Genomic DNA, 15,164 nt, shown 5'->3' on the forward strand with positions numbered 1-15,164 from the left:
GTCTCTAATATGTAAAAAGACTGCTCGCAAAACAATTGTCTTGTCACAGTCTTATTGAAACTTTAACCATTAATTGTCATGGTGATCGTCATCATCGTCAGGCTTTGGCACGACCTTGTGCTTGGTTACCTCAAACCAGTTGATAAATGAGTTTTCGTAGTCAACAATTTTGAAATCGAAGTTCTCAAATGAGATCACGTCGCCGGCCTTGATATCCGGGTAGTTATCCAAGAAGTATCCGGCCAGGGTAACGGCGTCTGAATTGGTAAACTCTGGGAAATCAGCATCAAAGTATCGCTCAAAGTCATGAGTGGTTAATTTTCCGTTCACCTGATAGGTGCCGTTTGGCTGTTTGAAGATATAGTCGGTAATTGATGGATCAATTTCATCCCGAACAGTTCCAAACAACTCTTCGTAAATGTCCTTGTCAGTAATGATTCCGGAAGTTCCACCGTATTCGTCAACAACGACGACAATTGGTGTCCGCTTCTGAATCATTTGGTGGAGAACATCAGTGATCGGCGTCATTTCCGGCGTGGTTGAAATATCTCTGAGCAGGCGGTCGATCTTGATGGTGGGGTCAACTTGAGATTGACGAATCAGGTCATAGTTGTAGACATAGCCCAGAATCTTATCCTTATCGCCATTGGCAACCACAGGAATTCGGCTGAACTTTTGCTGCAGATAGACTTGAACGGCTTCTTTAACCGTGGTTGTAATGTCGATGACGACCAACTGAGTCCGGTCAATCATGATGTCTTTGGCAACCTTATCATTTAACTGGAAGGCCCGCTGCATGTACAGATAATCGTTCTGTTCAAGGGCACCGCTCTTAACGGCATTTCTCGACAGGTTCAAGATTTCTGCTTGTGAGAACGACTCGTCGTTTTCGTTGGCAACTTTTAAGCCCAGCATCTTAACGATTCCGTTGGCTGAAATGTTGAGCAACCAGACAAACGGATAAAAGATGACATGGAAATAATGCAGTGGCGTACTGATAAAGGACAGCACCTGCATTGGCATATCAATACTAATGTTTTTGGGAACAATTTCAGTTAACACAACTTCCAAATAAGTTAAGATGATAATCCCCAGCACAGCGCCCACAGCGTGAGCAGCGGTTGGATCAATTGGCGAGTTGTGGATTTCCATCACATCAACCAAAATTGTGACCACAAATGATTCACCCAGATAACCTAGGATAATTCCGGCCAAGCTGACACCAACTTGGGTGGTCGAAAGATATTCATTCAGGTTGGTGACCATGTGAATCTCACGGTCGAGCTTCTTTAACCCCTTGGCTTTATTGCCTTTGGCTTCTTCTAGATTTTTCTTGCGTTCTTCCAGCGCACTTGCCCGTGTTTGAACCAGGGCAAATTCACTTGCCACGAAGAAAGCAGCGAACAAAAACGTTACTATCACAATAATTAGATTAGTCAGTATCTGGCTATCGTCCAAAATTCAATTCCTCATTTCAAAAATGATATATTCAAATTAGATCAATCTGTAACCTACAGATTACATCTAATTATACGCCCCCACAAGGTATTTTTAAAAGTGTTTGAAATATTATTGATGGAAATGGTCGTTTTTCTTAACTATTGTCTTCAATCAGTGCTAGCATTAAGATAGATCAAAATAAAGGGGATGTTATCATGGCTGAAAAGGTAAAGGAAAGTGCTGCCGAAAAGAAAGCCGATGCCGAAGAACGAGATAATGATAAAGACCTCAAATACACCGACGAACAAATTAAAAAAGCAGTTGATCTGATTAACGAGCAAGGTTACGTGACCAAGAAGGATATTCCAGAAATGGATGACGATGACTGGTCAAAGGGATTTGCCGACAAGATCGATAATGTATTTAAAGACAGCGACAAGGATCCTTACATCTATTATGAAAAGTTTGACTATGCCGGAGGTGAAATCGACACAATCATTTGGAACATGGATGTGATTAAGACTCGTGACGATGCTTTAAAGAAATTAGCTGACGTAATGGGTCAAAAGATCGTTCGTTAATTTTTAATTGAGTTGCTTAGTGAATTTAACAATCCAGTTACGATTGCGAATTTCACTAAAGCTAAAGGGATTGATGCCGATTCCCTGGAAGTGGGGATGAGGGTCAATCCTTTTTTTGGAATAATAATGAATGCTAAAAGAGGGGGAAACACAAGCGCAATGCTTTGTTTCCCCCTCTTTTTATTCAGGTTTATCAAATTTAAAATGCCATCATTACAGCAAACACTAACGGAATGGTCGCCAAACTCAAAATGGTCGATAAACTCATCAACGCAACTGCCGGGCTGGCATCTCCGTATGCCTGTAAGGTGAACAGAACCACCAAACCAGCCGTTGGGCAGGCAGCCATCAATACAGTCGTATCCAAGGCAACCCCGGAAACGGTCAATGCTTGGAGAATGAGCATCGCCACGATTGGGAATAACAGGTTGCGAAAGAAGATCGCCAACCATAGGTGCCAGTCAATCAGTTGACGGCTGATGCGAATATTTCCCAAGCTGTTACCAATGACGATCATTGACAACGGCGTGTTAATCGAGCTGACGTAGTGAATGACGCGGTCGACCGGTGTCGGCAGCTGAAACGATAGTAGGAAAATAACCAAGCCAACAAAGATCGCAATGATGTTGGGATTGATGATGATTTCGCGAAAGTTCTGCCAGTGGTCGGGATGCTTCTTGGTCGTTTTAAATAATGAAACACCGTGGGTCCAGCTAAAAATGTTAAAACCAGCCAGTGACGCGACGGCGAAGAAGACCCCCGTGTTGCCAAATAATGCGGAGGTCAGGGGAATGCCCATAAACCCGGCGTTGGAGTAAATGCTCCCATATTTGGTAATTCGCTGTAGGTCGATGTTGCTGATGCGGCCAAAGGAAAATTTGGCGATGAGGATTTCAATTATGTAAAAGAAGCAGATGCCGACACATACCAGCATCAATTGCTTCATGCGAGCAGCCGAATAGGTTTGTTCAAATGCCCCAATGATCAGGCAGGGCGAAACGATATACAGCAGAATGTTAGTGAGATCGTTGGAAGTCTGGGTATGCATAAACCCGACTTTGTTGATGAGGACACCAATTAACATCAATACAAACATCAACACAATTTGATTCGTCAGTTGTCCAAGGGCCATGCCATCACTTCCTTATTAAGATTTGAAATATTACTTTAAAGATTTCCGGTATTCAGCTTCCTGATTTTCCCACTCAGTTTTATCATCTGCGGTGATTGGTCAAATGACCCGGCAGGGATTTCCCACCGCCACCGAATTGGCAGGGATATCGTGAGTCACCACCGATCCGGAACCGATGACCACATTATTGCCAATGGTCACACCGGGATTCAGGGTGGCGTTGCCGCCAATCCAGACATCATCGCCGATTGTAATTGGCTTGGCGAACCCGAGCCATTGATTGCGGACACCGGCATCAATTGGGTGGCCGGCAGCAAATAAGTTGACCCGTGGCCCAATCAGGACGCGACTGCCGATGGTAATCTTGCCGGAGTCCAAGAAGACGCCGTTGGTATTGCAGTAGACATCATCGCCAACGGTAATGTTTCCGCCAAAGTCGCAGAAAAACGGCGGTTCAAAATAGACGTTGTTACCGGTTCGACCCAGCAGTTGTCTGAAGAGCTTTTGAACGTCGGTCCCTTCTTCGGCAAAATTAATCTGATGAAGCAAATGATCTTTTTTGGCGTACTTCTTGGCCAAGTCCTTACCGTAAACGTTATAGAGTTTACCGGACAGCATCCGTTGTTCTTCTGTGGACATGGTGAAAGCCTCCTTTTTGCGAGCCCAAATTAGTATTGGTGGCCCAGTTCATAGACCAATTCAGGCTCATTGCCAGTTCGCTGGTTCTTATTCATGACGTCAATCATGCTCATCTCGTCTGGGCTGAGTTCAAAGTCCAATTCGGTATTTTCTTTGACTCTCGCCGGCGTCTTTGACTTGGGGATGATGGAGATTCCGCGTTGGAGGTCCCATCTTAAAATAATTTGGGCCGGCGTTTTGCCATGATGCTTGGCCATCTTATTGAGCATCGGATTATCCAAGACAATGCCTCTTCCCAACGGACTCCACGCCTGGGTCACGATCGACATCTTCTTGTCGAAATCGATCAAAGGCTGCTGAGTGAGATATGGGTGGGTTTCAATCTGGTTGACCACCGGCATTTCGTTGGCCTGGGTCTTCAGTAATTCCAATTGGGAACGGGTGAAATTGCTGACGCCGATTGATTTGGCCTTGCCCTGCTTCTTCAATTCTTCCATTGCCTGCCAAGTTTCAAAGAAGTGTTCAGCGACCGGCCAGTGAATTAATAAGAGATCAACGTAGTCGGTGCCCAGCTGCTGGAGTGAAAAATCGGTGCTGTTAATGGTCAAATCATGGCCCTGGTTCATTTCCATGACCTTGTCGATAATGAAGACATCTTCTCTTCTGGCAACTTTTTTGATGGCGTCGCCGAGCTGTTTTTCGTTGCGGTAGAGTTGCGCGGTATCAAACATTCGGTAGCCACTGTCATAGGCAGTGGCTACCGAATGATCCATTAATTCGGGATTGTCGATTTTATAAGTGCCGAAACCAAGCTTTGGCATTTGATGGCCATCGGCTAATTGATAGGTGCTTTTATCTGGTTGAAACATTTCATTTCCCCCTTGCGAGTTAGTTAGATTCATTTTAGCATACCCGCCAGTCGATGTTTGGCAACGTTTTGGCCTGAAAATCATAAAAATCCGATAAACTTAATTCGTTGCGTCCAAATAAATGTGATTTTCGGCCGTAATTTTGTACAATTATGGTAAAGCGAGGTGTTAAGCGATGGCAGACGGAAATAGTCAACAGGTCGACCCCGAAGTTGGATTGAGTGACGCTCAAGTTGAGCAACTCATTAAAGACGGCCACAAAAATACTGGCGAGGAATCACTTACCCGAAGTGTTTCGGATATTTTGCGCGACAATACGTTCACGCTTTTTAACTTGATTAACGTGATTTTGGGGGCGCTGGTTTTCTACACCGGCAGCTACAAAAATCTGCTGTTTCTGGGGATTGCTATCTTTAACACCGCGATTGGGATTATCCAAGAAATCCGTTCCAAACGCCAAGTCGACAAAATGGTCTTATTGGCGGAAGGAAAAATTAACGTGATTAGAAACGGTGAGGATCTGCAGGTCTACTCCAACGATATTGTCCTGGGCGATATTATCCAGTTGGGACGAGGCGACCAGATCCCGGTTGACGGCATCGTCGTCCGGTCACGGGGGATTGAAGTCGATGAATCCCCGATTACCGGTGAGTCGGTAACCATTTCCAAAAATATTGGGGATCCATTAACCTCCGGTACGTATCTGGTCGGCGGTTCCGGCAAAATGCAGGTGACAACTGTTGGTGCGGACACCTTTGTTAACCATTTATCCAACGAAGCCAAGCAGGGCGAGGACGCCTCCAGCATTCTGTTAAATACGATTAATCGGATTATCAAAGTTTTGACGTACGTCATCATTCCACTGGGAATTATTTTATTTGTTGCCAAATTATATGGCGGCACCGGCATCAATCGGGCCATTCTGGGTTCTGCTGCAGCGATGATTGGCATGATTCCGGAAGGCTTGGTGCTGTTAACCTCAATGACACTGGCGGTTTCGGCGATGCATTTGGCCCGTAAGAAAACGCTGGTGCGGGACCTGCCAGCCATTGAAACCTTGGCCCGGGTTGACGTGATTTGTTTGGACAAAACCGGGACGATTACCAGCGGCGATCTAAAATTTGTCGAGGCAATTCCCATGATGAAGGATGTTTCTGCCGCGGAAGTTGAAAAAGTGGTTGCCGGGATTACCTATGGCACCGGTGACGCGAATGAAACGGCCAACGCGATCAAAGATGCTGTTGATGATCCTGAGCTAAAGACCGAAAAGATCATCCCATTCTCCTCGGATCGAAAGTGGAGTGGCGTTGGTTTGAGTGATGGCCACGACTATGTGTTTGGGGCACCGCAGTTTATTTTTGAACACTTGGATGAACAGGTTCAAGCCGTGATTACTCAAAATGCCCGGAAAGGGTACCGAGTCCTGGCGGTTGCCCAAGTGGATGATTTGGATCCACGAAAGCCACTTGACGCACCAAAGTTGATTGGCCTGGTATTGATTTCTGATGTCATCCGGCCCAATGCTGCCAACACTTTCGAATATTTCCGCAATCAAGATGTCAATATCAAGGTGATTTCCGGGGATGACCCGACCACCGTTTCCACAATTGCTCAACAGGCCGGCATTCAGGATGCTGCCAACAGCGTTGATATGACAACGGTTAAGGATGAAGACGACTTTGGGGAAATTGCTGCCAACAATACCGTTTTTGGCCGGGTAACCCCTGACCAAAAGAAGCGGCTGATTGCCGGTCTCCAGTCCAAAAAACATACCGTTGCCATGACTGGCGACGGGGTTAACGATTTACTTGCTTTAAGACAGGCCGACTGTGGGATCGCCATGGCTTCCGGAAGTGAGAGCACCAAGAGTATTGCTGACTTTGTGCTGATTAATTCCAATTTTGACGCCATGATTGATGTCTTGAAAGAAGGCCGCCGGGTTATTAATAACATCGAGCGGGTTGCTTCTATGTACCTGATTAAGACGATGTACTCCGTTGCGTTGTCATTTATCTTTGTCTTCTTTGCCACGGGGTACCCCTTTGAACCTATTCAGTTGACTCCGATTACATCGTTAATGGTGGGAATTCCATCGTTCTTCTTGGCTTTGGAGCCTAACTTCAACAAGATTACCAATCAGTTCATGAAGCAGGTGTTGATCATCTCAACGCCAGCAGCGATTTGGGTTGTTGGCTACGTGATGTTAATTGAAATCATCGGCCAGCTTTTTGGACTCCAATACGAGTTCACCTCAACGCTGTGTGTCCTGTTGACCGGGGCAATTTGCTGGTTGGCATTAGTGATGGTATCACGGCCACTGAACCGGCTGAAGATTGGGATGGACATCCTGGTACTGGTGGCATTTTTAACGATCATCATCTTCTTTAATAATATTTTCTCGTTGGTCTCCTTCTTTAATAAAGACATTTGGCTGTATGCCATTCCGCTTATCGCAACGGCCTATCCGCTCTACATGTTCATGCAGGGGGTTATTGCCACTGTCTTGGACAAACGCGAGAAGAGACGACTGCGCAAACAAGCGGGAAGTAAATAAAAGCGAGACGACTGAGATGCTGAGCGCCACTGTTATCTAGCGGAAACGTGCAGCAATCGGCTGATCCCGGCCATTTAAGCCGGCAAACCAATTATTCCAAAGTCAGGAGTATTTGGTTTGCCGGCTTAAATTCTGAGATCAAAGCGCCTCTTACTCCACTCCAAGTTAGACTATCTAGTGTCACATACTAGCTAACGTGGTATAATAAACTCGAAGGAGTGATAACATGGCATACAATGAAGAACAATACGAGCAGTGGGAACAAAAACTCAAGCAGGTGGAATTGCCGCTGTGGGCAGATTTACCCAAATTTGAATTGTACATGGATCAACTCGTGGCACTGGTGAACGAGACGTTGGGGCCAATCGGAATTGATAAAGTCACTCCGGCAATGATCAACAATTACGTCAAGAACAAAGCGATTATGGCACCGGTCAAGCGGAAGTATCAGACCATGCAGGTTGCTGATCTGATTTTGATCAGCTTATTGAAGCCGGCCTTTTCCCTGGAAACGATTCGTCACGGAATCGATCAGGTGACGGCCAACATTTATCCGCAGCAGGCATACGACACTTTTATCAAACGGCTCATGTTCTCATTCAAGAACATGGATAGCCGTAACAGCCGGGCATTGGAAGAAAAGAATCTGAATGACAAATTAATGCAGGTGGCTGTCAATGTCATTATTGACCGAATCCAATCCGAGAAACTTTTGGCGATTATTCAAAAGCCACTCACGAAAGTGACCAAATAGCCAAAGTCGTGAAATCATTCACATATAAATAATGGAACCGCTTTCATAAAAAAAGGACTTGCTGAACAAGTCCTTTTTGTTTTGGATATTGTTATATCAGTGTGCAAGCACTTACAAAAAATAAATTGTGATTTTTTGAACAAAACTGTTTACATTTTAAAAATCCGTGATATTATTAATATTGTGAAAAAGATAACAAAGCACAAACAACCTATAAACTTTTCATTGGAGGAAAATCAATGATTGATAATAAAGTAAAAGAAACCAAAGCAGCTAAGACGAACACAACTGATGTTGACACTGTCATCAACGGCTTGGTATCAAAAGCGCAAAAAGCACTTGAAATTATGGATTCATTTGACCAAGAAAAAGTTGACCACATCACTCACCAAATGGTAATGGCCGGCCAAGACAAACACATGGACCTGGCACTCATGGCTTATGAAGAAACCGGCCGTGGAGTTGCTGAAGACAAGGCCATCAAGAATATGTACGCCACTGAAGAAGTTTGGCACAGCATTCGTGATCACAAAACAGTTGGTGTCATTAAAGACGATAAAGAACGTCAATTAATCACCGTTGCTGAACCTTTGGGTGTCCTGGCCGGAATTACACCAGTTACCAACCCAACTTCAACCACCTTATTCAAATCAATTATTTCAATGAAGACTCGAAACCCAATCATCTTCAGTTTCCACCCACAAGCATTGAAGTCATCAATTGCAGCCGCTAAGATTGTTCGCGACGCTGCGATTGCTGCCGGCGCTCCCGAAGGCTGCATTCAATGGATTGAAGAACCAAGTATCGAAGCCACAACGAAATTAATCAACCACCCAGGTGTCGCAAGTACCCTGGCAACTGGTGGTCCAGGCATGGTTAAAGCTGCTTACTCAACTGGTAAGCCGGCATTGGGTGTTGGTCCTGGTAACGGTCCGGTTTACATCGAAAAGACTGCCAACATCTTGCGTGCTGTTAACGACCTGGTGCTCTCAAAGACCTTTGATAATGGTATGATCTGTGCCACTGAAAACAGCGCGGTTATCGATTCTGATATCTACGCTGAAGTTAAGAAGGAATTAGTTAAGAACGGTGTCTTCTTTGTTGATAAGAAGGACCATGACAAATTGGCAGAAGCAATGTTCAACCCTAAGACTGGCAGTGTTAAGGGTCCAATCGCCGGCAAATCAGCTAAAGGGATTGCCAAACTGGCTGGTATTAAAGTACCTGACAACACCAAAGTTCTGGCTGCTGAAATTACTGGCGTTGGTCCTAAGTACCCACTGTCAGCTGAAAAACTCAGCCCAGTGATCAGTATTTACAAAGCTAAGAACCATGAAGAAGGTTTCAAACTCTGTGACGAATTACTTCACTTTGGTGGAATGGGCCACACTGCCGGCATCCAAACTCTGGACGACGACTTGGCCTTGGAATTTGGTAAGCAGATGAAGGCAGCCCGGGTTCTGGTTAACACACCAGGCGGCTTCGGTGGAATTGGTAACCTTTATAACGAAATGACCCCATCATTGACATTGGGAACTGGCTCATGGGGTGCCAACTCAATTTCTCATAACGTTACCGACTATGACCTTTTGAACATCAAAACTATCGCAAAGAGACGAAATAATATGCAATGGATTAAGTTACCTCGGGTTTACTTTGAAAAGACTTCAGTTCGTTACCTCATGGACATGCCTGGCATTAACAAGGTATTCATCGTTACCAGTCCAGAAATGGTTGAATTTGGCTACGTTGACAAGGTGCTTGATGAATTGAAACGCCGTCCAAACCCAATCGAATACTCACTGTTCTCAGGTGTTGAGCCAGATCCAACCACTGACACAGTTGAAAAGGGTGTTCGTCAAATGAACGCATTCAAGCCTGACACAATCATCGCCTTGGGTGGTGGTTCACCATTGGATGCTGCCAAGAACATGTGGTTATTCTACGAGGATCCTAAGACGAGTTTCTTCGGCGCCAAGCAGAAGTTCATCGATATCAGAAAGCGGGCATACCGTTTCAACAAGCCTAAGAAGGCGCAAATGATCGCTATCCCAACGACTTCCGGTACTGGTTCAGAAGTAACCCCATTCGCTGTTATCACTGACTCAAAGACCCACGTTAAGTACCCATTAGCTGACTATGCTTTGACACCTGATGTAGCGATTGTTGACCCACAATTTGTGGAAACTGTTCCAAAGGGTAACATTGCCGCTTCCGGATTGGATACTTTATGCCACGGAATCGAATCATTCGTTTCAACCATGGCATCTGATTACACTCGTCCATTGTCACTGCAAGCCATCAAGCTGGTATTTGACAACTTGGCAGACTCATACAATGGCAACATGCACGCTAAAGAAGAAATGCATAACGCCGCAACCTTAGCCGGAATGGCATTTGGTAACGCGTTCCTGGGAATTAACCATTCAATCGCCCACAAACTGGGTGGGGAATTCGGCTTAACCCACGGAATTGCCATTGCAATCACGATGCCACACGTTATCAGATACAATGCCAAATTACCGGAAAAGATCGCCGTATGGCCTAAGTATGAGTACTTCCGTGCCAACAAGGACTACGCAGAAATTGCCAGATACGTTGGGATCCAAGGTAAGAACGACGATGAGTTAATCGAAGGATTAGTTCAAAGAATTATCAAGTTGGCTCACGAAGTTGGCGTTACCTTAAGCTTGAAGGCTTGGGGCGTTGATAAAGCCAAATTCGATGCAGCAGTTGACCGTCTTGCAGTATTAGCATACGAAGACCAATGCACGACTGCTAACCCAAAGGAACCTTTGATTGCCGATTTGAAACAGTTGATGATTGACGATTATGAGGGGACTAATGTGGAAAAATAGTGAGCGAAGCAAACCGCTTAGCGATACCTAAATAAGAAAAGATTCCCAGTTGCGCGATTACTCGCGTGGCTGGGAATCTTTTCTTATTTAGGTATCGCTGGTTTGTGTAGCTGTCCTCAAAAGCAGACTCAAACTGGGAGAATCCTTAAATAAACAAACAATTAAATAGCATTCTCAACTTGGTAACCGCGGAAAACACTCCCAGTTGCGCGATTACTCGCGTGGCTGGGGCTCTTCTCTTATTTAGATTCTGCTGTTTTGCGTAGCTGTCCTCAAAAGCAGACTCAAACTGGGAAAATCCTTAAAGAAGCAATCAATTGAATAGTATCGATCACTTGGTAACCGTGGACCAGATTCCCAGTTGCGCGATTACTCGCGTGGCTGGGGCTCTTCTCTAATTTAGATTCTGCTGTTTTGCGTAGCTGTCCACAAAAACAGCCCAGTCCTCGCAGAAACCAATATCTCTCCAGCAAAAAAAGAGGAGCGTCACCTTCTCAAGCCAGGAAACAATTAGCCCCATTATCAATAAATTTCTCAATTACTCTAAATCCACCCAAATTCCATGCTATAATTTTCATGTTAAGAAGCATAGTAAAACGGAAAAAGGTGCAAATCCTTTACAGCCCCTTCGCTACTGTAAGATTGACGAAGCTGTCACAACTCACTGGGTCACCCTGGAAAGAGGACAGTTGTAGGACGAGATCAAGTCAGGATACGTTTGTTATGCCGATTGCAAAGCTTCTTAGGGTCGGCTTTGTCAATTAATAGCGTATTTCTCGGATATTTTTGTGTGCTCTGATTCAATATCTGAATTTAGGTTATTAGTGATTGAGAAACGGCCCTGGCTAGTCTAACTAGCCAGGCTTTTTTGTTGTGTTCATTTTTTGTTGAGGGTACCATCACTATTTCATGATTTGGAGGAGCGCGCAGGTATGAAGAAGAAACAGTTTATTTATTGGGTATCACTGGTAGTCGGGATGTTCCTGGTATTTGTTGGTGGCGAAGCCTTCGCCCAAGCTGATACCGCCGCTGATGTTGATTCGGCGATTACGACCGGCGTTAAGCTGACCGCTCAAAAGGATACCTTGGATGCTTGGGATGCCATGATTTTGGCGACGAGTGATAATGGCATCACTGATGCTCAGGCCCAAAATGCTTATCAGGATATCATCACCACTAATGGATTCTTAAGCGGAACTGTGCAAGATCCGAGCGGTGTCTCAGATGTTGCCGGGGTCATTGGCTTAAGAGCACTGGGCAAAGACCCAGCTAATGTTGAAAAGAAGGACCTTGTGGGTCAAGTTATCAATGATCCATTGGCCAAAATTGCCAAACCGAGTTTGTACACCTTGGTTAACGATCTTGAAGCATTGAGTACCGGCAGTTATGGTAAAGCCAGCGAAACGGCGCGGGCTACTTTGACTAAACAGATCTTGGCCGACCGCGATCCAGCTGCTGGAATCTGGACGTCCTCATGGGGAAATGTTGACCTGACGGCCCGTGCTATTCAAGCTCTTTCTATGAATATGGATCAGCCTGGAGTTCCAGCTGCCATTCAAAAAGCGGTTAGTGTGATTGAAAATGATTATTATCAACAAAATGGTGGCTTTGGGAATCAGACCAATAAGGAAGATCAGTACAATAACATTACGATGGTTAACGCCCTTGCCGCTGCCGGTGTTGACGTCTACACATCATTAAACGGTAAATCTGATTATCAAGCACCGGTTCAACGGTTATTGGACCAGAAAGATATTAGTGCTGACAGTAACTCCATGCTGCTCCAGCAGGCAACTTACACGTTGGAACAAGCGAAATTTACCAAAGACGGCGGCCAGGGGTGGATCTTTAATTTTGGCGAAAACCCAACCTTTAGAGCGCGGGAACTGGCAAAACTTAATGCGGCTGCAACGACCAAACGGCAAGCAATCAACAATGATTCACAATCGTCAGCTACCGACAAAGCAACTGCGATCAGCACGATTAACCAAACGCTTGAGAACTACATTACCAAGATTAATGCTGATACAACCGATGAAGCGGCGATTGCCGATCGGGCAGTTGGTGTTGCGGAAATTAACAATGTCAAAGTCGTTGATTCAAGTGCAGCTTCGTCCAGCAGTGGCACGACGATTACCAATAACTACACGACAATTATTAACAGCGCCCCAAGTTCATCGAGTTCTTCAGTGGCTTCCAGTTCATCATCTGCGGTACCGGTCACTAAACCGACCACAACCAAGAAGGCCAAGAGTGCCAAGGGATCGGTTGTTTATGCTTTAACGACCGTTAAGCTTTACAAGAGTACCGATTTTAATAAGCGTCAGCTGACTAAAATCTACAAGAAGCAGGCCCGCATTAATCGGCCAATGTTTTTGGTCCTCAAGCAGACGACTAACCAACAGGGTCATGCCATTTATCGGGTTAGAGATTTGAGGAGTGGCAAGACCGGCTACATGCTTTCGGCTGCGAAATATTTGACTGGTGCCTACTACTCAGCCAAAGTCACCCGGGTTAAGGTTCTTAATCCAAAGGGCATCAATGAATACAGTAATCGACAACTAAGCGGGCGAAAGAAACACGTTAAAAAGAATCGGTCGTTAAATGTTGAAAAAGTGGTCGACTATGGGCACACGTCCCGATTGCAACTCACCAATGGCCGGTACGTGTCAGCCAATAAACGGTTGGTTCTGGCAACCAAGATTGCCAAGACCAGCGGCCAGAATACCGATGCAGCTGGAACGCCGGTTGCCACGGCGCCATCACCGACGACCTCAACGTCCAGTTCGTCGTCCACGACAACTACCACTCCGAGCGTGCCAACTACGACGCCAACCGGGTCCAACAATGCTAGTTCTTCGTCGACCAACACTTCCGGGACCACTAACGACAATTCAGGTACGAATACGAATGCCACCACCGAAACGGTCACGGTAAGTGTCAATGCCAACGGATCAGTGCTGGCCAGTGGCAGCATTACCCTTGCCAAAGGCGCCACCGCGCTGGATGCTTTGAATGCGCTGGCTTCTCAGCACAACATGTCGATCACAACGGTCGGCTCCGGCATCACGGCTTATGTGAAAGGGATTAACGGCTATAACGCCGGCCCCGCCGGCACGATGACCGGCTGGCTTTACTCGATTAATGGTAACCAGCCCAATACATCGATTGGTGCCTATGTGGTGGCCAATGGTGACCGGATTTCTCTGAATTACAATAAATAAGAGGGGTATTCAAAATGAATCAATTAACTAAAAATATTTTAGCTTCGATTAGTGCAGTGGTCATGACCGTCACCTTGACGGCCAATGCCGGTGCAGCTTCCATTCATAAGGCCAGCACGTCAACGATTCACCGCCGGACTGCACTGACATACGCCTACGCAAAGAAGATGCTTAAAGAAAACAAGACGGGTTTGTCTGGTAAGACCAGCTCGATTTTCAGCCGGAAACTTTACTCAGAAACCGGGGCTTCCTCTGGTTATTCTGATTTCTTACTGGGTCTGAAAGGGAACCATTATCAATTCACCACAGGCGAAAAGAATCTCCTGAGGAAAAACTTGGTCATTAAGAGCAATAGCACCGCCGCAACTTTGGCCAATGCCGTGATGGCCGTCCAAGCCATGGGGATGAACGCGCAGAACTACAAGCCGTATGGCCATAAAACGGGCATTAACTTGGTCTCACGACTGTATCGAAGCAGCGTTGCCAAGCAGACGGCCAGTTCTCAGGCCGAAACCTTGATTGCCGTATCGATGAGCAATCATTTCAAACGTCCCAGCAATGCCAAATTTAGCAAGGCCAGCTTGAGTTCCCGGTTGGTAAAGGTTCAACTGAAGAATAATGGCTGGACCTATAACAACGCACAAGGAGCTAAGGACGCCGATACGACGAGTATGGTTTTGACTGGATTATCACGAGGACAATCAACAACCAGTCCGGTTGAATCAAGCATCAAGAAAGGCCAGCAGTTCTTGTACGGTCTGACACAAAGTAATGGTGCTTTCGGATACACATTTAACGGCAAGACCACCCCAAATGCCAATTCAACGGCTGAGGCGATCATTGCCCTGGCGAATGGGTCAAGCACCAAAAAATATGTTAACAGCACAGCTATGCACGCTGGACAAAAGGCAACTCCGTTGTATGCTATGTTGACGTATGTGAACAAAACCGGCTCGATTAAAAATGCCACTAGTCAGTTGTATGGCGTCGGCCAGGTCAACTTGGCAGTTGCAGCTTATAAGGCGGCCTTGAAGGGCCAGTCAGTCTATTCAATTCAATAAAGTGACATGCTTAATGAAGCCGTCAATCCATGAGCATTCTCGGATTGACGGC

10 protein-coding genes and 1 riboswitch are annotated in these 15,164 nt (G+C 45.7%); of the genes, 6 read left to right on the top strand and 4 right to left on the bottom strand.

Translation table 11 applies throughout. The features are described 5' to 3' along the window. Positions 1-69 precede the first annotated feature (69 nt). Positions 70-1,458, bottom strand: coding sequence for a hemolysin family protein (locus tag KE627_RS07055; RefSeq protein ID WP_013728921.1), 1,389 nt, complete (start codon positions 1,456-1,458; stop codon positions 70-72). 197 nt (positions 1,459-1,655) lie between these two features. On the opposite strand from KE627_RS07055, the gene KE627_RS07060 reads away from it, so the two are divergent. Beyond that, positions 1,656-2,021 (top strand): hypothetical protein, encoded by a 366-nt coding sequence (locus KE627_RS07060; RefSeq protein ID WP_013728920.1) that lies wholly within the window; start codon positions 1,656-1,658, stop codon positions 2,019-2,021. A gap of 199 nt (positions 2,022-2,220) precedes the next feature. Here the strand turns inward: KE627_RS07060 and KE627_RS07065 are convergent, their stop codons facing one another. The 3 genes from KE627_RS07065 to KE627_RS07075 form a co-directional block, all read right to left on the bottom strand. Then, on the bottom strand, positions 2,221-3,153 hold the full coding sequence (locus KE627_RS07065) for an AEC family transporter (RefSeq protein WP_056938688.1): 933 nt from the start codon (positions 3,151-3,153) through the stop codon (positions 2,221-2,223). Between the two features lie 99 nt (positions 3,154-3,252). After that, positions 3,253-3,792, bottom strand: a complete 540-nt coding sequence (locus KE627_RS07070; RefSeq protein WP_013728918.1) for a sugar O-acetyltransferase — start codon at positions 3,790-3,792, stop codon at positions 3,253-3,255. A gap of 29 nt (positions 3,793-3,821) precedes the next feature. Next, the gene (locus KE627_RS07075; RefSeq protein ID WP_056938689.1) at positions 3,822-4,661 is read right to left on the bottom strand and encodes an aldo/keto reductase; all 840 of its coding nucleotides are present in this window, start codon (positions 4,659-4,661) and stop codon (positions 3,822-3,824) included. 175 nt (positions 4,662-4,836) lie between these two features. Here KE627_RS07075 and KE627_RS07080 point away from each other — a divergent pair, with 175 nt between their 5' ends. The 5 genes from KE627_RS07080 to KE627_RS07100 all read left to right on the top strand — a co-directional run bounded on the left by KE627_RS07080 (position 4,837) and on the right by KE627_RS07100 (position 15,112). Next, the gene (locus tag KE627_RS07080) at positions 4,837-7,215 is read left to right on the top strand and encodes a cation-translocating P-type ATPase (RefSeq protein ID WP_056938690.1); all 2,379 of its coding nucleotides are present in this window, start codon (positions 4,837-4,839) and stop codon (positions 7,213-7,215) included. Positions 7,216-7,441: 226 nt separating this feature from the next. Further along, entirely contained in the window at positions 7,442-7,969 is a 528-nt protein-coding gene (locus tag KE627_RS07085; protein WP_013728915.1) for a DUF1836 domain-containing protein, read from the top strand. Positions 7,970-8,208: 239 nt separating this feature from the next. Continuing rightward, positions 8,209-10,827: a bifunctional acetaldehyde-CoA/alcohol dehydrogenase gene (gene adhE, locus KE627_RS07090; RefSeq protein ID WP_013728914.1), complete on the top strand. Its 2,619-nt coding sequence runs from the start codon at positions 8,209-8,211 to the stop codon at positions 10,825-10,827. A 553-nt stretch (positions 10,828-11,380) separates the two neighbouring features. Beyond that, positions 11,381-11,565: riboswitch (cobalamin riboswitch) on the top strand. Positions 11,566-11,759: 194 nt separating this feature from the next. After that, the gene (locus KE627_RS07095; protein ID WP_136861081.1) at positions 11,760-14,051 is read left to right on the top strand and encodes a DUF5776 domain-containing protein; all 2,292 of its coding nucleotides are present in this window, start codon (positions 11,760-11,762) and stop codon (positions 14,049-14,051) included. A 14-nt stretch (positions 14,052-14,065) separates the two neighbouring features. Then, positions 14,066-15,112 carry a prenyltransferase/squalene oxidase repeat-containing protein gene (locus tag KE627_RS07100; protein ID WP_013728912.1) on the top strand — a complete coding sequence of 349 codons (1,047 nt, stop codon included), beginning with the start codon at positions 14,066-14,068 and terminating at the stop codon, positions 15,110-15,112. The last annotated feature ends 52 nt before the right edge of the window (positions 15,113-15,164 follow it).

The sequence above is a fragment of the Lentilactobacillus buchneri genome, from assembly GCF_018314255.1.
In the GTDB taxonomy this organism is placed as follows: Bacteria; Bacillota; Bacilli; order Lactobacillales; family Lactobacillaceae; genus Lentilactobacillus; species Lentilactobacillus buchneri.

Bases quoted from the DNA above. Each gene is read 5' to 3' on its own strand.
- KE627_RS07070 (WP_013728918.1), bottom strand. From the start codon at position 3,792: ATGTCCACAGAAGAACAACGGATGCTGTCCGGTAAACTCTATAACGTT.
- KE627_RS07075 (WP_056938689.1), bottom strand. From the start codon at position 4,661: ATGTTTCAACCAGATAAAAGCACCTATCAATTAGCCGATGGCCATCAA.
- KE627_RS07095 (WP_136861081.1), top strand. From the start codon at position 11,760: ATGAAGAAGAAACAGTTTATTTATTGGGTATCACTGGTAGTCGGGATG.
- KE627_RS07100 (WP_013728912.1), top strand. From the start codon at position 14,066: ATGAATCAATTAACTAAAAATATTTTAGCTTCGATTAGTGCAGTGGTC.
- KE627_RS07060 (WP_013728920.1), top strand. From the start codon at position 1,656: ATGGCTGAAAAGGTAAAGGAAAGTGCTGCCGAAAAGAAAGCCGATGCC.
- KE627_RS07080 (WP_056938690.1), top strand. From the start codon at position 4,837: ATGGCAGACGGAAATAGTCAACAGGTCGACCCCGAAGTTGGATTGAGT.
- KE627_RS07085 (WP_013728915.1), top strand. From the start codon at position 7,442: ATGGCATACAATGAAGAACAATACGAGCAGTGGGAACAAAAACTCAAG.
- adhE (WP_013728914.1), top strand. From the start codon at position 8,209: ATGATTGATAATAAAGTAAAAGAAACCAAAGCAGCTAAGACGAACACA.
- KE627_RS07065 (WP_056938688.1), bottom strand. From the start codon at position 3,153: ATGGCCCTTGGACAACTGACGAATCAAATTGTGTTGATGTTTGTATTG.